The sequence below is a fragment of the Streptomyces sp. M41(2017) genome (assembly GCF_002078175.1).
Classification (GTDB): domain Bacteria; phylum Actinomycetota; class Actinomycetes; order Streptomycetales; family Streptomycetaceae; genus Streptomyces.
This window is the reverse complement of sequence record NZ_MWFK01000003.1, coordinates 121,779-145,400: the sequence shown is the minus strand read 5'-3', so window position 1 is coordinate 145,400 and position 23,622 is coordinate 121,779. Positions and strand designations below refer to the sequence as shown.

The window sequence follows — 23,622 nt, the reverse complement described above, 5'->3', positions numbered from 1 at the left end:
GGGAAGCTGCGCCGAGGACAGCTGCCCGCCGGGACCGCAGCGTTGGTGAAGGGGTGTTTCCGCATGGCGCAACGGGTGACCATGAACGACGTGGCGCGTGCGGCCGGAGTGTCGTCGGCGACCGTCTCGTACGTGTTGAGCGGGAAGCGTCCGGTCACGGAGGAGAAGCGCAAGTCGGTGGAGTCGGCCATCGAGCGTCTGGGCTTCACCCTCGATCCCGTCGCGCGCAGTCTCCGAACGGGCCGCTCCACGATGGTCGCTCTCGTGGTGCCCGATCTGGCCAACCCCTTCTACGCGCTGCTCGCCCGCTCGATACAGGACGAACTGCGCGGCGGCGGCTATCACGTGGTGGTCTCCAATACCGGAGCGCGGCGGGACGAGGAGGAAGCGCTGCTAGAGGAGGCGCTCCATCAGCGCTTCGCCGGCGTGGTCATGACGCCGTTCCGGCTTGCCACCGACGCCTTCGAGGCGATGCGTGGAGCCGGGATTCCCGTCGTGGTGAGCGCGGACACGCCCTTCGGAGACGTCGACCTGGTGACTCCCGCCTCGGACGGAGCTGTCGTCGACGCCATGACCCACATCGCAGCCTCCGGCCGCCGCAGGGTCGGGGTTCTCGCGGGGCCCGGCGATGCCACCGGAGGAGATCCCAGGCTCGATCGCATCGCCCGGCACGGAGCGGATCTGGGCTTGACGGTGCTGTCCGAGCACATCGTTCACGGGGAGCACACGCGTGAGGCCGGGGCGGCCGGCTTCGAGCGGTTGATGCGCCTGCCTCAGCGCCCCGAAGCCGTGATGTGTGTCAACGACGTCACGGCCGTCGGCGCGATGGATGCGGCGGAGCGCCTCGGTCTGGACATTCCCGGTGACGTTGCGCTGCTCGGGCACGACGACATCGACATCGCTGCCCTCGTCCGGCCTCGGCTCAGCACTATTCGGTACCCGGCCCGGGAGGTCGGCGCCGCCGCGGCTCGCCTGCTGCTGGAGCAGATCGGGGGGAGGACCGAGTCCCGCACGGTCCACGTGGCCGCTCGGTTCGTGCAGCGGGCCAGCGTCTGACGCGTCGGAGATCGACGCGTCAGACGCTTCCCCGGTCCGCGGGATGCCCGGGGGATCCATGACGCCGGGGCGGCAGCGGGAGACCGCTCCCCGGCAACTCCGGTAAGAGGTGAGAGATCGGGCCCCGAGGTCATGGCATATGCCGATTTCCTTGTCATGGCACTAACTGATTGAAGCCCCACCGTTCGTGACAGTCACCGTTTACAGTCCTCCTGTGACCGGTTCCGTAATCGATTACGACCCCGGTGGCGTGCGCGTGACGATGCGCCTGGGCGCCCCCGCCCGGCGTGCGCCGCGCCGGAAGGTGTTCCGTCGCGCCGCTTAGGGCTGAGGCGGGTCGAGCCCGCACACTTGCGCAGCGTCCACCGGTGCAGGCCCGTGGCCGGAGCCCGAGGGTCGGGTGCGCTACTCGAATGGAGCTTGAACGGTGATGTCGCCAGGCGGGGACCAGTACGGCACGTACCGCCATCCATCGGCCCCGTCGAACGGTTCCCCCGCGCAGGCCGCTTCGGGCCGTCGCGGGACGCCGTCCGCGCTGGTGCGGCCCTATGCGATGACCGGTGGCCGTACCCGGCCGAGCCATCAACTCGCCATCGAGGCGCTGGTGAGCACCGCGGTCGACGTGGCGCAGGCGCGTGGTCTGTCACCGGAGGCGTACCGGATCTGCGTCCTGTGCCGGGAGGTCCGGTCGGTCGCGGAGATATCGGCGCTCCTCGCCGTCCCGCTCGGTGTCGCCCGCATCCTCGTGGCGGACCTCGCGGAGACGGGTCTCGTGGTCGTGCAGCAACCGCAGGGGGACGAAGCCGACGGGGGCAGACCTCACGTGACACTGCTCGAAAAGGTGCTCAACGGATTGCGACGGCTCGCGTAGGTCGCTGCCTCGGAGCACCCGCCGGCGCGGTGGCGGGGCCCATGGCGGCCAAGGGCGCGTTGACCAGTGCGGCATGCAGGGCGACTCCCGTACCGGGATCAACCGCACCACGGTCCGAGACCTCGCGGCGTTCTGCCCGGTGGAGAGGTTGTTCCCGGACGGGACAGATGGGACCGATGGGACCGACGCGCCCCACGCGGTCGGCCCGGACGGCACGGCGGTGCACCGCACCGCTCGCACGGGCTTCGGGCGCCGTCGTGGATCACGGAGCCGCTACGCTGCAACGGTGCGCACCGTGGAAGTTCTGCTGGACGAGGCGGCGGACCTGTCCGTCCGGGAGGCCTGGCTGCGGCTGGCGGACGCGGGGCTGCCCAGTCAGGCGCTGCACCCCTCACCCACCAACAGCCCGCACCTCACCTTGGCCACCTGTGCGGAGTTGACGTCTCCTCTTCGCTGGGAGCTCGCCGAGGTGGCGGCCGCTCTGCCCCTTCCGGTGCGGTTCACCGGCGTGGTCCGCTTCGAACGGCCCACCTCGGTGCTGGCCTGGGCACTGGACCTCGACCCGGCACTGGCCGAACTGCACCGCAGGGTGTGGGAGGCGGTCTCCTCGGACAGCTCGCCCGCCACCCTCAACCCGTTCCACGAGCCGGGGCGCTGGAACCCCCACGTCACCCTCGGCCGGACACGGCGCCCCGGTGCCTTCGCCGGACCACGGATTCCCGACCTCCTGCCGGCTCCGCCGCTGTCGGTCCGGCTCACCACCCTGCGCAGCTACGACACCGAGACCGGCGTCCTGGAGATGCTCGAACCACGTTCCTGACCGAACCGGTGACCACGGCCGGAGCACGCGTCGCGAGGGCGCGCCCGCCCCGGCGCCGCACGGCCGGGCCCGCCCGGTGAATCACCCGGCGGACCCGGCCCGGCCTGTTCAGCGCAGGTTGTAGTGGCTCAATGCCTTCGCGGCGGTGAGTGCGGTCGGATAGACGGCCGTCTCGTCGAGCTGCCCCTTGAACCAGTACGACGTGGGCGCGCCGGGCACGCCCCGCAGGTTGTCGTATCCGGCGTGCCAGTAGCCGCTGTAGGCGCGGCTCGCCGCGACGGTGTTGCTCGCCTGGAGCTTGCCGTCGATGTACAGCGCCATGCCGTTCGGGCTCTGCGTGGCGACCATGTGGTGCCAGGCGTCGTTGTTGAGCGCGGCGCTGCTGGACAGGGTCTTCCAGCCGCCGGAGTTCACTCCGAACACGACGCGGCCGGCGTTGTTCATCCACACCTGCTTGTCGTACGCGGCGCTCGCCTTCGCGGTGTTGTCACCGAAGCCCGTGAGGAGGCCACCGGTGGTGGTGGAGGTCTTGAACCAGGTCTCCATGCTGTACGTGGCCGGCTGCGCGAAGCGGCGGTCGCTGTAGACCCACTGGCTGGTGCCGTTGAGGCCGAGCGCGGTGGAGCCGGGGACCGCACCGGGGGACTGGCGCAGCGCGGGGCCGCCCACGTGGACACCGTTGCCGTTGGCGGAGCTGGTGTCCGCGGCGAGTCCCGGATAGGTGTCCGAGTAGCGCCAGTAGAGCTGGGCGCCGTCGCCGAGGACCGCCGAGGCATAGGCGTCCGCCTTCGCCACGCCGCTCGCCGACACCGAGGCCGAAAGGGCGCTGGTGTTGCCCGCCGCGTCGGTGGCGGTGACCCGGTAGCTGTGGCTCGCTCCGGCGGTGACGCCCTTGTCGGTCCAGGTCAGCTGCGGGCGCGACCAGAACGTGGAGTCACCGGTGAGGGTGACGACCGGGGTGGTGCCGCCGTCCCGGTAGATCCGGTACGTCAGACGGGAGTCGTCCGTGTCGAAGGCGGAGCGGACGTGCACCGCGATCTCCGAGGGCTTCACGCTCTCGGCGGTGACCACCGGCGTGGACGGGGCGCCCTTGTCGCCGGTCGACGCGAAGCGGGTCAGCCCCTGGGCGGGTGCGTCGTTGACGGTGGTGAACTCGCCACCGGACCACAGGTAGTCGGTGCTGCCTGAGGTCGCGACGGTGAGTGCGCGTGGACCGATCTGCTCGCCGAGGCCGTCGTTGGTCTGCGGGAACCAGCCGTAGTGGCTGGTGCCGCCGGTCGACTGGGCGAGGAAGTGATGCCGCGCCCCGTCGGGGAACTCACCGACCTCGGAGCAGTCGTGGGCGTGCGAGGCGCTGTAGAGGACGCTGCGGTAGGGCAGCACCGACTGGGTGGCGCCGTAGCAGGTGTCGCGCCAGCGCTGGGCGAACGTGGCCGGGTCGAGGCCGATCCGTCCGTCGAAGGCGTGGTGGCCGGTGCCCTCGTTGCCGGTGTAGACGCCGTCCTGGTCGGCCGCGAGGGACTTCACCACGGAGTTGTCGGCTATGAACCCCGGATACGGCGTGGTGACCGCGCCGCTGGCGGCGTCGACCACCGCGAGGGCGTGCGTACTTGTGCCGTTGACCGTGAAGAAGTCGCCGCCCAGCACGACGTGCTTGCCGTCGGGTGCGACGGTCACGGCGCGGCCCGGCGCGTCCGCGTTCACGGCGAACGGCAGAACCGAGCCGCTGGAGGCGTCGACCGCGGCGAACCTGCCGCGGCTCTCGCTGCCCGCCTGGGTGAAGTCGCCGCCCGCGTACACCGTGTCGGCGGTGACGGCGAGCGCCCGCACGGTCGCGTTCATCTGCGGACGGAACGAGGTCTTCGGCGTGCAGCTCGCGATGTCGATGGCCGCGAGACTGCCGGCCGACGTGCCGTTGACGGCGCTGAAATAGCCGCCCGCGTAGAGCGTCTTGCCGTCCGGTGACACGGCGAGCGCGCGCACGGTCGCGGTGCCGCTGCCGATGGTGAACGACAGGTTGCAGTTGGTCGGGTTGCCCGTCGCGGCGTCGAACGCGGCGAAGTTGACCGCGTTCCGCGCGGCCCCCGAACCGCCCTGCGGCGGACGGATCTGCGAGAACGTACCGCCGGCGAAGACGGTCGATCCGGAGTGCGCGAGCGCCCACACGATGCCGTTCGTCTGCCAGGTGGGCAGCGCGTCCGCGGTGAACCGCACTTGGGCGGAGGTCGCCGTCGCCCGGTCGGCGCCGGTCCACAGGCCGACGCCGGCCGCGACGAGCCCGCCGGCGACGGCGAGAGACGTTCCCATGACTGCCCTGCGCATGAACCCCCCAGAGTGAGGCGCGACGGTGCCGCGGCCCGGACCGTGCGGTCGGCCGCGCCGTCGCGCTCGACGGGCCCGCGTGGACACCTGCCCCACGAAAACGGACACCGTTCGAATGCGCGACCATACCGCGCCGTCGCGCAACGGGCGTGCCGTCTTGAACAATTCGCGTCAAAAGGCGGCGGTCGGTCCGTGCGCCGGCCCTGCCGTCGCCTCTCGCCGGATCCCTTCGACGGCTCCCTCCGTCGGCTCCCCCGTGGTGGACCGTGCGTGGACCGATGAGTTTCCCGGCGGACTCGGGTCATCATCGGGACGGCACGAAGATCCCGTACGAACGCGAGCCGGGACGTCTCGACCGAGCCGGCCGGCCCATCGGATCCGCTCCACCGACTTCATGGAGGTTGCACGATGACAGACAGCGAGCCGGGTGGTCCGGTGACCGGAACCGCCCGACGCATGTTCGAGCTCCTGGAGCCGATCTGCCTGGTCACCTTCTTCGCGGACGAATGCAACGAGGAACTGGCCGCGCTCGGCCATCGCACGTACTGGGACGGATACTTCGCCAGCCGAGCGGCGCCGCTCGGAAGAGTCCCCGCGCAGGTCGTGCACGCGGCCTTCTACAACTTCGCCGACGGGGAGGCCGCGCGGCACATCCCGAGCGCGTGGGAGACGATCCCGCCCGAGGAGTCCGTCGCCGCCCGGGAGCGGGGCAGCGCGGCCTCGCTGCGGCGCATCCTCGGCGACGAGCTGGCCGACTCGCCCGGCCTGGTGCGCGCCGCCGATCTGACCACCAAGGCCGCGACGAACGCGCCCACGGAAGGCCGGGTGATGTACGCCGGGATGCGCACCCTCGCCGTGCCGAGCGACCCGGTCGCCCGCCTGTGGCACTCGGCGACCATGCTGCGCGAGCACCGTGGCGACGGGCACATCGCCGCACTCGTCGGCATGCGCATCGGCGGCACGGAGGCCCATGTGCTCAGCGCGCTGGAGAGCGGCATCCACCCGCCGGAATCGTTCGGGCGCATCCACCACCTGCCGAAGGAGCGGCTCGCCGCCGTCATGGACGGCCTGCGTGAGCGTGGACTCGTCGACGCCGAAGGCCGGTTCACCGACGTCGGCCGCGAGACCAAGCGACGCATCGAAGCGCTGACCGACGAGCTCGCCGCCCCGCCGTTCGACGCCCTGTCCCCGGCCGAGCTCGACGAACTGATCGCCACGCTCGAACCCATCACGGCGACGCTCGTGGCGGCAGGGTCGCGATGACGAGGTGAGACGGTACGGCGGACGCTCAGTCCGGTGTCCGCCTCTGGGATGCGCGCCCCGGCCGTCGGCGGCGATGCCGACGGAGCCCTCGATTCGCCCACCGGCAGCCTCCGGCCCTACTCTCGCGGGGATCTTGTGACGACGGGGGGATGGGGATGATCGGCCAGGGCACAGTCGAAGCGGTCAACGGACTGACGGCCCGGTGGGCTGCGACGCTTCCGGACGACGGCACGGTGGTCGCCTCTGCGGGGGTGTGGCCGCTCCTCGGACTGCTCGCCGACGGCGCCGCGGGTCCCCCGAGGAATGAACTCTCGGACGCACTCGGCGTCCCGGCCGACGGCGCCGCCACAGCCGCACGGGACCTGCTCTCCGTCCTCGGTTCGACGCGGGGTCTGCGCACCGCCCTGGGCCTGTGGACCCGCGACACCTTCCCTCTCGAACCGGCCTGGCGGGACAAGTTGCCCCCCGCCGTTCAAGGGCAGTTCACCGGGGACCGCGTCCGCGACCAGGCGCACCTCGACGCATGGGCGGCCAAGTGCACCGACGGCCGCATCGACGCGATGCCGGTCACGGTGAACGAGGAGACCCAGCTGGTACTGGCGAGCGCTCTGACCCTCCGCACCGACTGGATCCGGCCCTTCACCTCAGGCGTGATGGAAACCGGGACCGGGCCGTGGCGCGGCAGGGAGACGGCCGGGCTGTTCCGTAGCACCAGTCTCCTGAATCGGGTGGGCGTCGCGGACACGGCGGCCGGCCCCCTCACCGAACTTCAGGTCATCGGTGCCCATGGCATGGACGTCCACCTCTACCTCGGAACTCCGGAAGCCACCGCACGAGAGGTACTGCCCGCCGCTGTGGCCACACTCCACAACCGCCGGGCCGTGGTCCCCGGCGACACGCTCCCCTACGGCGCCCCGGGCCCCGGGCTGACCGTGAGCCGCGTCCCCAGCGTCGACGGGGAACCCGCGCTCGACGTGTCCACCGTGGCCTTCACCGTCCAAGCCCGGCACGACCTGCTCGAACACCCCGACCTGTTCGGCCTGCGCGCAGCGACGGACGTCTCGCAGGGCCACTTCCCCGGCATCAGCGCCGAGCCCCTGGCCGTCCGGCAGGCCGTGCAGGCGATGACGGCGACGTTCGGCGCACGCGGCTTCCGCTCCGCAGCCGTCACCGCCTTCGGAGCGGTGGCCGCCGGCCCGACGCTCCGTCGCTACCGGGCCCGCGAGATCACCGTCCGCTTCGACCGCCCCTTCGGCTTCCTCGCCCTGCACCGCACGTCCCGGCTCGTCCTCAACGCGGGCTGGGTCACCGAGCCGGACCTCTTCGAGGAGTCGCCCTGCGACTGGTGAACGCCGACATGACGTGTCCCCGGGCCTACGTGCCCGACGCCGGCGGCGCGGAACCTCGGTGGCCACAGGTGCCGGGAGGTGCATGGGCAGCGGTGCGTGTCCGGCCGGCCGGGGCGTGCGGTTCTTGTTCGGCGCGGCAGTGTGCCGGGTGCCCTGTGGCGCTGGGAGCGGACGCTCAGACGTGGGGGTCCAGGAAGTCGCGTACCTCGGAGCTGGTCATCGGTCCCGTGCCGTGTGCCACTGCCTCGCCCTGCTTCAGCAGGACGTAGGACGGGGCTCCGGTGACGCCGTATCGCTCGGTGGCGGAAGGACAGCGCGTGATGTCGGTGCGGACGGCCGTCAGGCGGCCGGCGTACTCGTCGGCGATGCCACCGATGACGAGGTCCATGGCCCGGCAGGGCTCGATCGCCTTGGGCCATGTCCCGGTGAAGTAGGCGAGGACCGGGACCCTGCTCATCCTCAGGATGAAATCGAACTCCGCGTCCTCGCGGGGTTGGTGCACCGGCTTCGCCATGCAAGCTCCTGACCTCGCGTTCCGTCGTTTCCTCCCCATCATCTCCCGCGCGGCCGCAGTCCACGAAGCTCACCGTTTCGCCCGGGTCCGTCCGGCCGCTCGGCTCGGACGATCCGACGGACGTTCTCGTCCTGCGCCGTCGACATCACCTGCGGGCAGCGGTGCGACCCGGCCGCGCCGGCAGCCTGCGCTTCGACCGGCCCGCCTAGCGCCCGGCAGCGTGCTCAGCCGCGTACGGGCTTGATGCCGTGCATCCGACGGGGCTTGGGGGCGTCCAGCATGGTGACGCCGTTGTAGTGGCGGCCTCTGAGGAAGAGGGTCGGAGCGGCGGCGAAGGTGACGAAGATCGACAGGATGCTGACAGGGAACAGTGCGGGGAGCGACTGGCCCTCGGGCAGGGTGCGGCCGCCTTCGTGGACGGCGTAGGCGAGGGCCAAGACGAAGACGACGACGCTCAGGGCGGCCAGGACCAGCAGGACGGCGCTGGTTCGGCGGGTGCGGGCCTCCGTACGGACCTCGGCCAACAGGGAGGCGTCGCACACGGGACAGGTCAGTTCGACGCTCTGCTTGCCGGAAGCAGGCCGGCGCACCTTGTACAGGCTGTCCCGCCAGGTGATCCTGCGGGTCCGGGTGAGGAAGCCCGTCGTCCGGTCGCTGAGGATGTGACGTACCGCGACGTCGACGGTGCTCGTTGTCGGTCTGCTCATGTCCCCGTGGTCCCCCTCCGTGTCACGCGCCGATGCGGGTGCGCAGGGATCACAGTGTCGGGTGGATCAAGTGGGGGTTCAAGGGATCGTGAAAGGCTTTGCCTGACCGTGCCGGTCGGATGAACACTGCGTCTGGGTATGGAAGTTGACTGCCGAGGAGCAGGTTTGAGGTCTCGCAGTGTCCGTCTGCGGAGGCTGCTCCGTGTGTCGGAGGTGAGTGGCCCCGGGAGGTGGCACTTTCGGTCCGGGCGATCACGGTACCCAGGGGCGGGGACCGGCTGTGCGCGGCGGGCGCACCCCCAAGTCCCCCGGGTTCCGTCCGCGTCGGGCCGGGTCGCGTCCCGGAACGGTCAGGCGGCTCGGCCCTGCTTGAGCGCGGCCAGCCGGGCCTCGATCTCCGCGGTCCTGCCGAGGTCCTCCAGGGACTCGAACTGCGCGTCGAGGGAGGACGCGGCCAGTTCCTGCTTGCCCAGGGCCATGGCCTCCTCGCGACGGACCTTCTCCTCGAAGCGGTTCAGGTCGCTCGTCGGGTCCATCACGTCGATGTTCTTCACCGCGTCCATCATCGTGTTCTGGGCCTGCGCGGTCTTGGCCCGGGCCACCAGCTCGTCCCGCTTGGCCTGGAGCTCCGTCAGCTTGCCCTTCATCGCGTCGAGACCTGACTTGAGCTTGTCGACGACCTCCGTCTGGGCGGCGATCGTCGGCTCCGCCGTCGTCGCCTCCTTCTCGGACTGCAGCTGTCGGCCCAGGGCGACCTTCGCCAGGTTGTCGAACTTGTCGGCGCTCCCGGCGTCCTCGGGCGTCCCCGACGCGCGCAGTTCATCCGCCTTCCGGCTGGCCGCGAGGGCCTTTCCGCCCCACTCGGCGGCCGCCTCCACGTCCTCCTTGTGGTCCGCCTCCAGCATCCGCAGGTTCCCGATCGTGGCGGCGACCGCCTGCTCCGCCTCGGAGATGTTGTTGGTGTAGTCGCGGATCAACTGGTCCAGCATTTTCTGCGGATCCTCCGCCTGATCCAGCAGCGCGTTGATGTTGGCCTTGGCCAGCTGGGTGACGCGGCCGACGATCGTCTGCTTGCTCATGCTGTATCTCCTCGTGAGCCTTGGGGGGTCGGGTGTGCCTGAGGGGGAGGTTCGGGTGGGCGCCGGTGGGCGCCGGTGGGCAACGGCGGGGGCGGGTTCGGCACGTCCGGTCGACGGCTCGGCAGGCCGGTCGGGCCGGTGCCTGCCCGGTGGCCCCGCCGCCCGCGCCGGTCAGAAGCGGCCCCCGCCGCCCATGCGGCCCCGGGTTCCACCGCCGCCGAAGGAGCCCGGGCCGGCGCCACCACCCCCGAAACCACCGCCGAAACCCCCGCCCCGGCCGCCGAAGCCGCCGCCGCCCCGCAGGATCTCGCCGAGGATGATCCCGCCGAGTACGGCGCCGCCCTGACCGCCGCCGGAACGCCGGCCCCCGTACGGATTTTGGTAACCCCGCACGTCCTGCTCGGCCAGCTGCTGCGCCTGCCGCGCGAGGGAATCCGCCTGCTGGGCCTCCGCCAGCGCGCCGGGCGGGTCCGACGCGGCCAGGGCCGTCGCGCGCTCCAGGTGCCGGCTCGCCTCCGCCAGCCGGGTGCGGGCCTGGCTGCCGACCGCGCCCCGGCTGGTGGTGACATAGTCCGTGGCAGCGCCGATCGCGCTGCGGGCCGAGAACAGCGCTTGGTCGAGCAGGGCCACCGCGCGCTGGCGCCCGGATTCCCGCTCGCGCGCCCCGGCCATCGCCTCGTCGAGCGCGGCGTCGGCCTCCTCGACCCGGCGCAGGCAGTCGATCGGGTCGTACCGGCCCGCCGCCTGCTCCCGGCGCACGTCGGCCAGGACTGCCTCCGCCCGGCCGATCCTGCCGCGCAGATCCGCCGTGGACGTACCCTCGGCGGTCCCGGTGAGCAGCCCGCGGGCGTCCGCGAGGTCCGTCTCGGCCTCGTTGAGGGCGCCCGGCAACTTCCCGGCCGCCTGCGCCAGTTCCTGGGCCCGTCGTTCCACCGCGTCGACCAGGGTCGCGGCCTGGCCGACCGCGCTCTCGGCGGCCCGGACGTGCACGGCGGCCCTGCCGTTGTCCCCGCTCCCGACCGCGGTGCGTGCCGCGTCGAGGCTGGTCGTCGCGAACAGCAGCCGGTCCTCGGCCTGCTGGGCGTTGGAGGCCACCGGCGCCGACGCGGAGTCCGCGTACTCCCGCGCGACGGCGGCCAGCGTCGCCTCCGCCGCGGCGGTGCGACCGGAGAGGGCCCGGAACTGTTGCTCGACGGTGGCCAGGGCCTGCGGCGCGTTCTTCTCCAGATCCCGCAGCCGGTCGAAGGCCGCCGACTCGGCGTCCAGTCTGCGGTTCGCCTCCGTGCACCGGGCGATGATCTCCTCCAGCATCCGGCGCCGGGTGGCGTCGTCCTCCGGGTAGGCGTCGTCCAGCTGCTGGCGCAGCCGGAAGGCCTGCGTCAGCTCGCTCTTGGCGTACTCCACGGCCTCGGTGAAGGGGCCGACGGCCTCGTCGCCGAACTGTGCGGAAGCGAAGCCCAGTTCCTCGGTGCTGGTACGGACCGCGTCGTCGGTCTCCACCAGCAGCCCTTTCGCCCGGGAGTCCAGTTCCGGCAACGGAACCGGGGCCGCGCCGCCCCAGCTCTGCCCGGTGGTCGTACCGCGCCCGGCAGAGTCGCCGCGCTTGCGCCGGGAGTAGGCGTACGCGCCCAGCGCCCCGGCCGCGCCGACCGCGACCACCGGCAGCACGAAGTCGCCCGCCCCGTTCCCGCCGTCCGCCGCGCCGCCCGGGTCGGCCGGGCCGGGGGTGATCGTGGGCACCGGGACGGGCGCGCCGTCGAGGACGGCGGCATACCCGTCGGCCGCGCCGATGGCGGCGCCCGCCCAGTCGTTCTGCTTCAGGGCGGGCTCGATGGCGGTCTGCGCGACCGTCGCCAGCTGCTGCTCGGTGAAACCGGACCGGGCGTCGGCCGAATAGGCGTACTGACGGGCTCCGGTCGCCACGGCCAGCAGGACGTCGTTCTGGCCGAGTCCGTTCCTCTCCGCGGTCGCGTCGGCCCAGCTCTGGGCGGAGCGCCCGGAGAAGTCGCGCACGTACGCCACGAAGAGCTGGATCCGATGCTCGGCGTAGAGCTCGTCGAGAGCGGAGGTGACGGAGGCCTTCCGGTCGCCCAGCGCGTCCACCCGGTCGGTGACCTGCCCCTGCTGCGAGAGGGTGACGGGATCGTCCGCCCGCGCCGGAGGCGCCCCGGCCACTCCCAGGCCGCCGACCGCCAGGACCGCGGCGGCGAGGGCCAGACCGGCCCGCAGCGGTACGCCCGCGGCGGGGCGTCTCTGCGTCCTGTTTCTCGGCGGAATCACAAGGGCGAGGCTATGGCCGGTTTCTCGTCGTCGCATGCGGAAGCGGGGCCGGTCCGGCCGTCCTCCGGGAGGGTGGGTTACCCCTCCGGCGGTCCTGGCGTCGCCGCGGTCGGACTCGGCGCCACCGGGACGGGGTGCGGCTTCTCCGCGTCTCGTGGCGCCCGACCGTCGAGGGGGCGGGGGAGTGGTCCAGCACGTGATGCGCCTGCTGGGGAGCGAGCGGGCCCTCATATGGCCAAATTGGTCTAGTCCTCTCTTGGTCCAGACCATTGACCCGGCTGCGGCCGCCACGGTATTCCGTACCTGAACGCCAATGCCACAGACCGGAGTTGGCGGACCCTACAGCTGGGACACCGATGAGACGCATACGATCCGCCCGCGCGGTTCTGGCCGCGGTGGCCGCGACGGTGGCCACCGTCGGGCTGGCCGCGGTGGGTGCCGGTACCGCTCAGGCGGCAACCCCCCTGCCCAAGCATGTCTTCGCTCCCTACTTCGAGGCGTGGACCGGCGAGAGCCCGGCTGCCCTGGCCGCCCAGTCCGGGGCCAAACACCTGACCATGGCGTTCCTCCAGACCGCGTCCGCGGGCTCCTGCACGCCGTACTGGAGCGGCGACACCAGCCTTCCGGTCTCCTCCGCCAGCTTCGGCTCCGACATCCGCACCATCCAGGCGAACGGCGGGGACGTCATCCCCTCGTTCGGCGGCTACACCGCGGACACCACCGGCACCGAGATCGCGGACAGCTGCACCGATGTCAACCAGATCGCCGCGGCCTACGAGAAGGTCATCACGACGTACGACATCTCGCGCCTCGACATGGACATCGAGGTCGACTCGCTGAACAACACAGCGGGGATCAACCGGCGGAACAAGGCCATCAAGCTGGTCCAGGACTGGGCGGCGGCCGCCGGTCGCACGGTGGAGATCTCCTACACGCTCCCGACGACCACCTCCGGCCTGACCTCCGAGGGCCTCGCAGTCCTGCGCAGCGCGGTCACCAACGGAGCGCGCGTCGACGTGGCGAACATCATGACGTTCGACTACTACGACAACGCCACCCACAACATGGCCACCGACACCCAGACCGCGGCGCAGGGGCTGTACGACCAGCTCGCGCAGCTCTACCCGAGCAAGACCTCCGCCCAGCTGTGGGGCATGATCGGCATCACCGAGATGCCGGGTGTCGACGACTTCGGGCCGGCCGAGACGTTCACCCTGGCCAATGCCGCTCAGGTCTACGACTGGGCGGTGGCCAAGGGAATCAACACCTTGTCGTTCTGGGCGCTCCAGCGCGACAACGGCAGCTGCCCGGGCGGTGCGGCCGCCGACGGCTGCTCCGGCATCCAGCAGAACACCTGGGACTTCACCCACGTCTTCGCGCCCTTCACCGGCGGTACCACCACGCCCGGCGACGACTTCTCGGTGAGCGCGGCCCCTGCCTCCGGATCGGTGGCGGCCGGCAACGCGACCACCGCCACGGTGAAGACCGCGGTGACGGCGGGCACGGCGAAGACGGTGAACCTGACCGTCAGTGGGGCCCCCGCGGGCGTCACCGCCTCGCTGAGCCCCGCCTCCGTCACAGCGGGCGGCTCGTCGACGCTCACCCTCAGCACGGCGAAGGCGACCGCTTCGGGCACGTACAGCATCAAAGTCACCGGTACGAGCGCCTCCGGCAGTCACACGGCGACCTACGCCCTGACCGTCACCGGTGGCTCAGGCGCCCAGTGCACGGCTGCCGCCTGGGCGACCGGCACGGTCTACACCGGAGGCCAGCAGGTCTCGCACAAGGGACACAACTGGAAAGCCAAGTGGTGGACGCAGGGCGAGGAGCCCGGCACCACCGGCGAGTGGGGCGTCTGGCAGGATCTCGGCGCCTGCTGAACGTGACGGCGCTCCACGGTGATGCCCGGCAGCCCCCACTGCCGGGCATCGCCCTTTCCGTACACCAGTCGCCGCGGGCCCGTCACCGGGCAAGCGTCTGTCGCCCTTGGGACATGTCGCACCTGTGCCACCCGATAGGCGTGACACCCGGCTCGTGATCACCGGATTCTGTCAACCGGTTGAACAAAAGCCTGTGTTCGAGGAAAGGCACGAGACTGATGAGACGGATCCGCCTGATGGCGGCAATATCGGCGGGGCTGGCCCTCACGGCGGGAGCGGTGGCACCGGTGGCCGCTCGCGCGGACGCGGCCGGATCCACGAAGGTGGCGAGCACGGCCCCCACCGCCACGGTGCGGCTGCTCACCGGCGACAGCGTGACCGTAGGGGCCTCCGCGGACGGGAAGCAGGTCGCCTCGGTCGAGCCGGGCCCGGGTCGCAAGCGCATCCTCTTCCGGACCTTCGAACACGACGGGCATCTGACGGTCCTCCCCTCGGATGCCGGTGACCTGGTGGCGTCGGGCCGACTCGACCGCGGCCTCTTCGACGTGACGGCCCTGGTCGCGCAGCACTACGACACCGCCCACACACGTGCTCTTCCACTCATCGTGAGTCGGCCCGCCGGGGTCGAAGCCGGGGCCGTGGACCGGCTGACGGCCTTCGCCGCGGACAAGTCCCCGGTCCGCCGGCTCAAGAGCATCGGGGCACAGTCGGTGCGGGTGGCCGACGGAGACCTCGGCGCGTTCTGGAAGGAAATCACCGGGGCCGACGACAGCCGGACGACGGCCGCGGACATCAGGACCGCGCCTCGGGTGTGGCTCGACGGCCGGGTGAACGCCGTCCTTGACCGCAGTACCGCCCAGATCGGCGCCCCGGCGGTGTGGGACGCCGGTTACCACGGAGAGGGTGTCAAGGTCGCGGTCCTGGACACCGGGGTCGACCAGACCCACCCGGATCTCGCCGGACGGATCGCCGCGGCACAGGACTTCTCCGGCAGCACGGGCACGAACGACGTCTTCGGCCACGGTACGCACGTGGCGTCGATCGTGGGCGGGACCGGCGCCGCATCCGGAGGTACACGTAAGGGAGTGGCGCCGGCGGCACAGCTCCTGGTCGGCAAGGTCCTCGGCGACGACGGGTTCGGGTCGGAGTCGCAGGTCATCGCCGGGATGGAATGGGCCACTGAGCAGGGTGCCAAGGTGGTCAACATGAGCCTGGGATCCGACCAGGCCACCGACGGCACGGACCCGATGAGCCTGGCGGTGAACGAGCTCAGCGACCGTACCGGCGCTCTGTTCGTCGTGGCCGCGGGCAACAGCGGTGAGCAGGGCGCGGGCACCGTCGGCTCTCCGGGCGCGGCCGACGCCGCCCTCACCGTCGGCGCGGTGGACAGGGACGACTCCCTCGCACCGTTCTCCAGCCGCGGTCCCCGTGCGGGTGACGGTGCGGTGAAGCCGGATGTGACGGCGCCCGGCGTCGGTATCGTCGCGGCGCGGGCCGCGGGTACCACCATGGGCGACCCGGTCGACGCGAACTACGTCGCGGCCTCCGGCACTTCGATGGCCACCCCGCATGTGGCGGGCGCGGCCGCGTTGCTCGCGCAGCGCCATCCGGACTGGACGGGATCCCGGCTCAAGGACGCCCTGACGAGTACGGCACACACGGTGCCGGGACAAGAGGTCAGTGAGCAGGGCGGCGGTCGCATCGACCTGCCTGCCGCCGTACTGGGCTCGGTGACGGCCACCGGCGGTGTCACGCTGGGTACCTTCGAGACCGGCTCCGGCAACGCCCGTACGCTTCCTCTTCGTTACACGAACAGCTCCGACGCCGACATCACTCTCGCGCTGACCGCCCACCTCACGACCCAGGGCGGGACGACCCCGGGGGAGGGGGCTGTGCGGCTCGGCTCCGACTCCGTGCGGCTTCCGGCGCACAGCACGGTAGAGGTTCCCGTCGCCGTCGATCCGGCGAAGGCCCGGCAGGGCAAGTACTACGGCTACGTGACCGCCGCGTCCTCCGACGGGAAGGCCGCCGCTCACACCACGCTCAGCCTGGTCGTGCACGGTCCGATCCACCGGATCACGGTCAGGACGTACGACAAGGACGGCAAACGCGTTCAGGCGCTGCCGACCATCTGGGGCGCCGACGGATTCGTCGGCTACACGGATCCTGACAACGCTGTCGCCGAGGTCGAGGAAGGCGTCTACCAACTGGACTACGCCACCACCGACAAAGCGAGCGACGGCGACGAGCTGCGCCAGGTCGTCCTGCCCCAGGTCGAGGTGACCAAGGACAGAACCGTCACCCTGGACGCGCGGAAGACCACGCCGGTCACCATCCGCACGCCCAGGCCCGCCGAACAGCGCGGCATCTTCAGCTACCAGACGTACCGCCGGCTCGACGGCCACAGCCTGACGGCGGGCACCATGTACTTCGACGTCGCGAAACGGCTGTACGTCAGCCCCACCGACACCGTCACCGAGGGAACGTTCGAGTTCTCCTCCCGATGGCAGCTGGTCGCGCCCCTCCTCACCATGAAGGTGCAAGGAACGAAGCCGGCCCCGGACGTCTACTACATGCCCGCTTCGCCGCTGTTCGGCAACGGCGGGGCGACCCTGACCGCGGTCGACGCGGGCGACGCGGCGCACCCCTCGTTCACGCACGCCCGCGGCCGCCTGGCGCTCGTCACCAACAACGACGGCGTCGACGAACAGGAGTTGGCCCGGAAAGCCGCACACGCGGGTGTCCGTGCGCTGATGCTGGTGCACTTCAGTGACATCGGCTGGACGCGCTGGTCACCCGTCGGCGACCGGTGGGCCCTTCCGACGGTCCGCGTCGGAGCGAGCACGGGCGCCCAGCTGGCGGCACGGGCTCGCGCCCACCCGACCACCGTGAGGTTCGCGGGCACGGCCGAGAGCCCCTACCTGTACGACGTCGTGCAGGTCTCGAAACAGCGCATTCCCCAGCACGTCGTCTACACGGTCTCCGAACGGAACACCGCCGTCGTCCACGCGACCTACGCGGACAACGGGGGCAATGGCTGGGCCGGCGAACAGCGCTTCGCCAGGCGCCCGTACCAGGACACGGCCTGGCTCCAGTACACCCGCTTCGTGCCGACCGGGTTCGACCGCACCGAGTACGTCAGCGCGGACGACACCAGCTGGCAGCATCTCGTGCACTACACCACGACGTTCGACGTCGACATGCCGCTCGCCGTCGGGCTGCGGGACGCACCACGCACCTACCAGGCCGGTACGCAGGGACACGAGACCTGGCAGGGGGCCGTGGCCCGCCCGTCGATCCCGGCCCGCTTCGAGACACCCACCGTCCGCGACGGTGATCAATTGCGCCTGCGCATACCCGAGTTCACCGACTCGGAGAACGGCCACTGGTCGCGCCTGGCGGTGACCGGCGACGGTGGCATCGGAACCTCCGTCGCCGCGCAGGCCGGTGACAGCGCTGCCGCACAGCTCTACCGGGACGGAGTGAGGATCGGGGAGATGGACAGTGCCTGGTCCGACGTGGAGGTACCGGCGGGTGCGTCGACGTACCGGCTGGAGCTGTCGACCGCGCGCTCCTCGGACGACTGGAAATACGGCACGGCCACGACGACGTCCTGGACCTTCCGTTCGGGCCGGACGGCACGGGCCACACCCCTCTCGCTGCTCCAACTCGACTACGACGTACCGGTCGACGCGCACAACTCGGTGCGTTCCGCGAGCACGACCACGATCGGAGTGAAGGTCCGGGCCCAGGACGGGTTGACGGTTCCGCACGGGGTGGACGTCCGCGTCGAGGCCTCGTACGACGACGGCCGGACCTGGGCGCGGGCGAAGGTGCGCGACCGCGGACGCAATTCCTTTGACGCCCAGGTGGGCCGTCCGTCGTCCGCGCGGGGCAAGGCGTTCGTGTCGCTTCGGGTCACCGCCACGGCCGACAACGGGAGCAGCGTGCGGCAGACCGTGCGCCGCGCCTACGGGGTGAGCCGCTGACGGAGATGGCGTGGGGCGGGTGACGGCGTCCGACGTCGTCACCCGCCCCGACGACCCACCCTCGTAGTACAGTCTTCAACTGTCGCAGCCGCTCGTAGGGGGAGGGCGGCAGTGTCTCTGGAACCCGCCGGAATTTCTCCGGCAGAAGAAGCCGTGTACCGCATGCTCGTTCTCTCGGGGCGTGTCAGCGCCCGGGACGTCGCTGCCCGGTCCGGCTTGGCCGAAGCGCAGGCGGCGGAGATCCTGGACGCACTGACCGCCGCGGGGCTCGCCAGCCACACGGACGGAACCCCCCGCCACTTCAGGGCCGCTCCACCGGACGTGGCTCTGCTGCCCCGTCTGAAGCAGAGCGCCGAAGCGCTGGATCTCGCTCGGAGCGAGGCGGCGCAGCTCATCCAGACGTACCAGGAGACGGTGCGCCGCCACGATGCGAGCCAGCTCCTCGAAGTCATCACCGGTGCCGAGGCCCTGCGTCAGCAGTTGCGACAGATCCAGACCAGCGCGCGGGACGAGATGCTCTGGTTCTGCAAGGCCGAGTACGTGGCCATGCCCTCCGGCAGCAACACCGAGGAGTTCGAAGCACTCGCTCGCGGCGTGCGATACCGAGTGCTCTACGAGAAGGCGTTCTTCGACGACGAGGGCGCCGTCGACAACGTGGTCGCGGGGGTACGTGCGGGAGAGACGGCCCGGTCGACCCCCCAACTGCCCCTGCGCCTCGCCATCGCCGACCGGTCCGTCGCCATCTTCCCGCTGGTGCCGGGCGGCCCCTCGGGAAGCCCGGGGGAGCCGACCACCGCACTGGTGAGGGACAGCAACCTGCTGAGCGCGTTGATCGCCCTGTTCGAGCGGTACTGGCAGGACGCGGTCCCCCTGCGGGTGGACGACAGCGGTCTCGCGGTCGACGCGGACGACAGGGATGCTCTGTCGCCGCTGACTCCGGTCGACCGGAAACTTCTGTCCCTGCTGGTGGCCGGGGTGACCGACAAGGCGATCGCCTCGCAGCTCGGACTGAGCCGGCGCACCGTCCAGCGGCACATCCAGCGCATGATGGAACTGGCCGACGCGGAGACGCGTATGCAACTCGCCTGGCAGGCCGCTCGGCGCGTCTGGCTGTGAGGGCGGCGCGGCGCCGGGCGCCGATCGATTCGCTCATGGCCGGTGAGGCTCAGTCCACGGTGCTCATCGGCGCCCGTACCGCGCGGTCCTATTTGTAGAAGACGGCCACGCCTCCGTGGTGCGAGCAGGCCCCTTGGTGGTGGGCGGCGTACGAGAAAGTGCCGTCGTTGCAGCGAGCGGTGGCGCCGTTCCCGGCGGCACTGGAGCCGCCCGAGGAACTTGAGCCGCCGCTTCCGGAGGAACCTCCGGACGACGTGCCGCCGGACCCTCCGGAGGATGTGCCGCCGGAGTCACTGACGGCGGCGGCCTTCGCGGTCACGGTCACCTTCACCTTGACCGTCTTCGTCGCGGTCACCGTCGGCGCGGGTTCCGGACGCGCCGTCTCCGTCGCAGTGGCCGTGGTGGTGACGGTCGGGGCGGGCCGGGCCTTGGTCGCCGCGGTCTTCGTGGTGGTGTCGTCCTGGCCGCTCCCACCGGCGCCGACGCCGATGACGAAGGCCAGGCCGATGGCGGGCAGCATGTACCGCTTGCGGCCCCACTTCGGTCTGTGCGGCTGTGGGGCGGGCGCCGCCGGGGGCCAATGTCCGGGCGGCGGCGGCTGGTTGTACGACATGGTCCCCCCAAGGCGTTTCGTGGTGGGGCGACCGTAACAGGAGATGTGAAGGACATGTGAGAGAAGTGTGGGGACGGTGACGCAGTCGTAGCCGATCACGGACGGACGGATACGCGTCACCTGGTCGGGGCCGTGTCACCGGCATCTCATAGGCTGCCGGCCATGAGCGACGGAGAATCCGGCAGACGGATCATCGATGGGCGCTTCGAGCTGGAAGCACGGCTCGGCGGCGGCGGAATGGGCACGGTGTGGAGAGCCCGCGACGTGGTTCTCGACCGGGCCGTGGCGCTCAAAGAGGTTCGGCCGTCGGATCCGGGACTTGCCGAATTCGATCCGCAGGGTGCGGCACTGCTCCGGGCCCGGGTGCTCCGGGAGGCGCGGGCGCTGGCCCGTGTCGACCACCCCAACGTGGTCACCATCCATCACGTGGTGGATGGCGGCGAGTACACCTACCCCTGGCTCGTCATGGAGTTGGTGACCGGCGGATCACTCCAGGACCGACTGGGGAAGGGACCACTCACACCTGTCGCGGCCGCCCGTCTCGGCCGCGAGGTCCTGGCCGCGCTACGGGCCGCGCACGATGTCGGCATCCAGCATCGGGACGTGAAGCCCGCCAACGTCCTGCTGAGGCCCGATCATCGTCCGGTCCTCACCGACTTCGGCATCGCGGCCATCAGAGAGTCGACGGTCCTGACCGCGACCGGGTCCATCATCGGAACGCCCGACTACATGGCGCCCGAACGCATAGCCGGCGACGAGGGCGGACCGGCCTCCGACCTGTGGTCCCTCGCGATGATGCTGTACGTAGCCGTCGAAGGACGTCATCCGCTGCGCAGGGGAACGACCCTGGCCACCCTGGCGGCCCTGCTCAGCGAGGAACTCCCGCCGCCGCACCAGGCCGGTGTACTGACCGGCTTCCTCGAGGCCGTCCTGGTGAAGGATCCTGCGACCCGTGCGGACGCGGAGACGGCGGACCGGATGCTCGCGGACGCGTCCGGAGAGCGGGCCACGACGTCGCGAGTTCCCGGCCCGGACGCCGACAGCACCTCGTACCGGCTCGCACCCCCGTCGATGACGCCTCCCCCTCACCCGCCGGCCGTCGGCAGCGAACCCGCTCCCGGCGTCGGAACGCCGACCGGCTTCGGCCCTCCGACTCCCCACGACGCCGTGCCCGGCCCGTTCGCTGCGCCGACCGCCGGTCCCGAGAGCCCGGCACGGCCGGTGCGCGGGCACGGCGGCCGGGCGAAGTCCTCGCTCACGATCGCTTCGTCCGTGGTCGGAACGGTGCTGGCGGGAGTCCTGGTGTGGACCCTGCTGCCGGACGGAACCCACTCGGGTCGGGGAGACACGGCCGGTTCACCGGAAGCGTCCTCGTCCCGGACCAAGGGCCCGACCTCCGCACCGCCGAGGCCGTCCCGCTCCGTCACCGATCCCGGGACGGACACGAAGGCCGACCTGCTGACCCCGGCCGGTATCCGTACGGCGGTGGAAGCCATCAAGGCGGCAACCGGTACGGACCGTGCCGGCGACCTCGCCGTCTACGAGGACCACGTCTCCGCGGACATCATGCTCAAGGGCAGCGAGACGAAGTGCGACAGCTACACCTACCGCCCCGACCGGGGCGTCGAGAAGGACATCATCAGCGGCTCGCTCACCGATGGCGAACGCCCCTTCAGCCTGGACGCCTTCGACTGGGACGTCGTTCCGGCCTTGCTCAAGCGCGCACAGAAGGATCTGAACGTGAGCCGCCCGACCATGCGGTACGTCCTGGTGCGTCCGGCCGACGACACGTTCGGCACACCGCTGGGGCTGGCCGTCTACCGCGTCGACGACCATGTCACCGGATATCTGACCGCGGACCTGAAGGGCAAGGTGACGCGGGTGTTCCCCGCCGAGGACTGACCATCTCGTCGACTCCGGCGCGCGGGGCAACCGTTGCGGGAAGGCGATCGTCTCGAGTGCGGACCTGTACCCCTCGGTAGCCGTGTGAGGGGGGCGCCACGGACTCGTGACGCCCCCCTCACATGTCCAACGGCCCAGAGACCGGGCTCACTTGTGGTGGCGCGTCCCGTTGTTGCTGTTGACGTTGACCTCGTTGTGGACGTTTCCGTAGTGGACGTCGATCAGCCCGCACAGCAGGCAGCCCGGGTTGTCGGCCGGGGGCGCCGGGGTCTGAGAAACGGTGACGGTGGTCGTGTCGTTCGACGCGCCACAACCGTCGTCGCCGTTGTAGGCGGCGGTGATGGTGTGGGTGCCGGTGGCCGTGAAACCGGTGGTCAGCGAGGAGTGCCCGTCGGCGGACACGGGGGCGGTCGCGAGGAGGTCCGAGCCGTCGAAGAACGACACGCCGAGGCCGCCGCTCGGGTCGGAGCTGCACGTCACCGTCGCTTCCAGCGTCACCAGTTGCCCGGCCGTCGCCGAGGAGGGCGTGGCCTGGACCGTGGTCGACGACGGATCGGCGGCGGCTGCCGACGGGGCGAGCGACAGCACGGTGGCCACCGCCGCTATGGCGACCATGAGTCCGGCGGTGCGTGTACGGCGCGCTTTCACTGAGGGGCCTCCTCGATCCGACGGGCCGGCGGGGGTTCGCCGTCGCCGTTCGGAGCGAGACCTTAAGCCGCTTTCGACGGCAGATGCGGGAGGCGCGGGGCCCGTGGACCCACCCGGGGCGTCGGCTCGCTCGAATGGGCCGGAGCGGTCCGGCGGCGCGCGGCCCGCTCGGCTTCGTGATGCCGATACCGCGGTACCGGCTAGATCGCGGGAGGCGCGACGCGCTGGTAGGTCAGCGAGTTGCTGGTGCCGCCCGACGTCGTGACGCTCACCGTCACCGAGCCCGCCGGACCCGCCGGTGCGATCGCGGTCGCGGTCGTGTCCGACAGTACGGAGAAGGCCGCCGGGGTCGTGCCGAAGCGGACCGCGAAGGTCGTGGTCAGACCGGTTCCTGTCAGGGTCACGGTGGCGCCGGCGCCCGTCGGCCCCTGCGCGGGCGAGAGCGCGGTCAGCGTGGGCGCCCCCACGTAGGCGTAGACGACGGCGTTGCTGGTGCCGCCGGGACCGGTGACGGTGCACCCGACGGAGCCGCTGCCGGGCGGGGCGATCGCGGTGATCTGGGTGGCGGAGTTGACGGTGTAGGAGGTGGCGGGGGTGCTGCCGAAGGTGACGGCGGTGGCTCCGGTGAGGCCGGTGCCGGTGAGGACCACGCTGGTCCCGCCGGAGGCCGGGCCTTGGGTGGGCGAGACGGACAGCAGCGAGGGTGCGTTGAGGTAGTAGAAGAACACCGGCCCCGAGGTGCCGCCGACGGTGGTCGCGGTGACCGCCACCGCGCCGGTGCCCGATGGGGCGACCGCGGTGATCTGGGTGGCGGAGTTGACGGTGTACGAGGTGGCGGGGGTGCTGCCGAAGGTGACGGCGGTGGCTCCGGTGAGGCCGGTGCCCGTGAGGACCACGCCGGTCCCGCCGGACGTCGGACCCTGGCTCGGCGCGATCGTCGTGAGGGAGGGGGCGGGCGCGTAGCTGTAGGCGACCGTGTTGCTGAGTCCGGCGGGTGTGCGCACGGTGACATTCACCGTGCCGGTTCCGGGCGGGACCGTCGCCGTGATCGTCGACGGGGAGGTGACCGTGTACGACAGGGCGGCCGCGGATCCGAACATGACGGCGGTGGCACCGGTGAACTGGCTTCCGTTCAGGGTCACGGGGTTGGTGCCCGCCGCCGGACCCGAGGTGGGTACGACCGAGGTGAGGACGGGAGGGGCCACGGTGACTC

General features: G+C 71.3%; 16 protein-coding genes and 1 pseudogene. 9 read left to right on the top strand and 8 right to left on the bottom strand.

Going from position 1 to position 23,622, the window contains the following annotated elements; all coding sequences use genetic code 11:
• Nucleotides 1–63 precede the first annotated feature (63 nt).
• From B0675_RS37245 to B0675_RS37235, 3 genes and pseudogenes are all read left to right on the top strand, one after another.
• Entirely contained in the window at nt 64–1,056 is a 993-nt protein-coding gene (locus B0675_RS37245; RefSeq protein WP_347111081.1) for a LacI family DNA-binding transcriptional regulator, read from the top strand.
• Between the two features lie 526 nt (nt 1,057–1,582).
• Nucleotides 1,583–1,927, top strand: a pseudogene (locus B0675_RS37240) (DUF742 domain-containing protein); the annotation flags it as partial.
• A 286-nt stretch (nt 1,928–2,213) separates the two neighbouring features.
• Complete coding sequence (locus B0675_RS37235; protein WP_081224198.1) at nt 2,214–2,747, top strand: 2'-5' RNA ligase family protein; 534 nt, start codon at nt 2,214–2,216, stop codon at nt 2,745–2,747.
• Nucleotides 2,748–2,855: 108 nt separating this feature from the next.
• On the opposite strand, the gene B0675_RS37230 is transcribed toward B0675_RS37235, so the two are convergent.
• Entirely contained in the window at nt 2,856–5,054 is a 2,199-nt protein-coding gene (locus B0675_RS37230) for a LamG domain-containing protein (protein ID WP_241540144.1), read from the bottom strand.
• Between the two features lie 423 nt (nt 5,055–5,477).
• On the opposite strand from B0675_RS37230, the gene B0675_RS37225 reads away from it, so the two are divergent.
• A complete protein-coding gene (locus B0675_RS37225) occupies nt 5,478–6,332 on the top strand; it encodes a MarR family transcriptional regulator (RefSeq protein ID WP_241540143.1) in 855 nt (284 codons plus the stop codon).
• Between the two features lie 155 nt (nt 6,333–6,487).
• Nucleotides 6,488–7,681, top strand: coding sequence for a serpin family protein (locus tag B0675_RS37220; protein WP_081224569.1), 1,194 nt, complete (start codon nt 6,488–6,490; stop codon nt 7,679–7,681).
• A gap of 175 nt (nt 7,682–7,856) precedes the next feature.
• Here B0675_RS37220 and B0675_RS37215 read toward each other — a convergent pair whose 3' ends face one another.
• From B0675_RS37215 to B0675_RS37200, 4 genes are all read right to left on the bottom strand, one after another.
• Nucleotides 7,857–8,195, bottom strand: a complete 339-nt coding sequence (locus B0675_RS37215) for a thioredoxin domain-containing protein (RefSeq protein ID WP_081224196.1) — start codon at nt 8,193–8,195, stop codon at nt 7,857–7,859.
• A gap of 224 nt (nt 8,196–8,419) precedes the next feature.
• Entirely contained in the window at nt 8,420–8,902 is a 483-nt protein-coding gene (locus B0675_RS37210; RefSeq protein WP_081224195.1) for a hypothetical protein, read from the bottom strand.
• A gap of 350 nt (nt 8,903–9,252) precedes the next feature.
• Nucleotides 9,253–9,981, bottom strand: coding sequence for a PspA/IM30 family protein (locus B0675_RS37205; RefSeq protein WP_081224194.1), 729 nt, complete (start codon nt 9,979–9,981; stop codon nt 9,253–9,255).
• 171 nt (nt 9,982–10,152) lie between these two features.
• Entirely contained in the window at nt 10,153–12,177 is a 2,025-nt protein-coding gene (locus B0675_RS37200) for a TPM domain-containing protein (RefSeq protein ID WP_241540192.1), read from the bottom strand.
• Nucleotides 12,178–12,617: 440 nt separating this feature from the next.
• Here B0675_RS37200 and B0675_RS37195 point away from each other — a divergent pair, with 440 nt between their 5' ends.
• The 3 genes from B0675_RS37195 (at nt 12,618) to B0675_RS37185 (ending at nt 19,246) form a co-directional block, all read left to right on the top strand.
• Nucleotides 12,618–14,141, top strand: a complete 1,524-nt coding sequence (locus B0675_RS37195; protein WP_081224192.1) for a glycosyl hydrolase family 18 protein — start codon at nt 12,618–12,620, stop codon at nt 14,139–14,141.
• A gap of 218 nt (nt 14,142–14,359) precedes the next feature.
• On the top strand, nt 14,360–18,130 hold the full coding sequence (locus B0675_RS37190; protein WP_081224191.1) for a S8 family peptidase: 3,771 nt from the start codon (nt 14,360–14,362) through the stop codon (nt 18,128–18,130).
• Nucleotides 18,131–18,241: 111 nt separating this feature from the next.
• Nucleotides 18,242–19,246, top strand: coding sequence for a LuxR family transcriptional regulator (locus B0675_RS37185; RefSeq protein WP_081224190.1), 1,005 nt, complete (start codon nt 18,242–18,244; stop codon nt 19,244–19,246).
• A gap of 88 nt (nt 19,247–19,334) precedes the next feature.
• Here the strand turns inward: B0675_RS37185 and B0675_RS37180 are convergent, their stop codons facing one another.
• Nucleotides 19,335–19,859 (bottom strand): DUF3761 domain-containing protein, encoded by a 525-nt coding sequence (locus B0675_RS37180; RefSeq protein ID WP_081224189.1) that lies wholly within the window; start codon nt 19,857–19,859, stop codon nt 19,335–19,337.
• Nucleotides 19,860–20,021: 162 nt separating this feature from the next.
• Between B0675_RS37180 and B0675_RS37175 the strand changes: the two genes are divergently transcribed.
• Complete coding sequence (locus B0675_RS37175; RefSeq protein ID WP_081224188.1) at nt 20,022–21,761, top strand: serine/threonine-protein kinase; 1,740 nt, start codon at nt 20,022–20,024, stop codon at nt 21,759–21,761.
• A gap of 147 nt (nt 21,762–21,908) precedes the next feature.
• Here B0675_RS37175 and B0675_RS37170 read toward each other — a convergent pair whose 3' ends face one another.
• Nucleotides 21,909–22,409, bottom strand: a complete 501-nt coding sequence (locus tag B0675_RS37170; protein WP_241540141.1) for an Ig-like domain-containing protein — start codon at nt 22,407–22,409, stop codon at nt 21,909–21,911.
• Between the two features lie 200 nt (nt 22,410–22,609).
• The gene (locus tag B0675_RS37165; protein ID WP_081224187.1) at nt 22,610–23,614 is read right to left on the bottom strand and encodes an IPT/TIG domain-containing protein; all 1,005 of its coding nucleotides are present in this window, start codon (nt 23,612–23,614) and stop codon (nt 22,610–22,612) included.
• Nucleotides 23,615–23,622: the final 8 nt, after the last annotated feature.

Bases quoted from the DNA above. Each gene is read 5' to 3' on its own strand.
- B0675_RS37245 (WP_347111081.1), top strand. From the start codon at position 64: ATGGCGCAACGGGTGACCATGAACGACGTGGCGCGTGCGGCCGGAGTG.
- B0675_RS37230 (WP_241540144.1), bottom strand. From the start codon at position 5,054: ATGGGAACGTCTCTCGCCGTCGCCGGCGGGCTCGTCGCGGCCGGCGTC.
- B0675_RS37225 (WP_241540143.1), top strand. From the start codon at position 5,478: ATGACAGACAGCGAGCCGGGTGGTCCGGTGACCGGAACCGCCCGACGC.
- B0675_RS37220 (WP_081224569.1), top strand. From the start codon at position 6,488: ATGATCGGCCAGGGCACAGTCGAAGCGGTCAACGGACTGACGGCCCGG.
- B0675_RS37215 (WP_081224196.1), bottom strand. From the start codon at position 8,195: ATGGCGAAGCCGGTGCACCAACCCCGCGAGGACGCGGAGTTCGATTTC.
- B0675_RS37210 (WP_081224195.1), bottom strand. From the start codon at position 8,902: ATGAGCAGACCGACAACGAGCACCGTCGACGTCGCGGTACGTCACATC.
- B0675_RS37205 (WP_081224194.1), bottom strand. From the start codon at position 9,981: ATGAGCAAGCAGACGATCGTCGGCCGCGTCACCCAGCTGGCCAAGGCC.
- B0675_RS37195 (WP_081224192.1), top strand. From the start codon at position 12,618: ATGAGACGCATACGATCCGCCCGCGCGGTTCTGGCCGCGGTGGCCGCG.
- B0675_RS37190 (WP_081224191.1), top strand. From the start codon at position 14,360: ATGAGACGGATCCGCCTGATGGCGGCAATATCGGCGGGGCTGGCCCTC.
- B0675_RS37180 (WP_081224189.1), bottom strand. From the start codon at position 19,859: ATGTCGTACAACCAGCCGCCGCCGCCCGGACATTGGCCCCCGGCGGCG.
- B0675_RS37175 (WP_081224188.1), top strand. From the start codon at position 20,022: ATGAGCGACGGAGAATCCGGCAGACGGATCATCGATGGGCGCTTCGAG.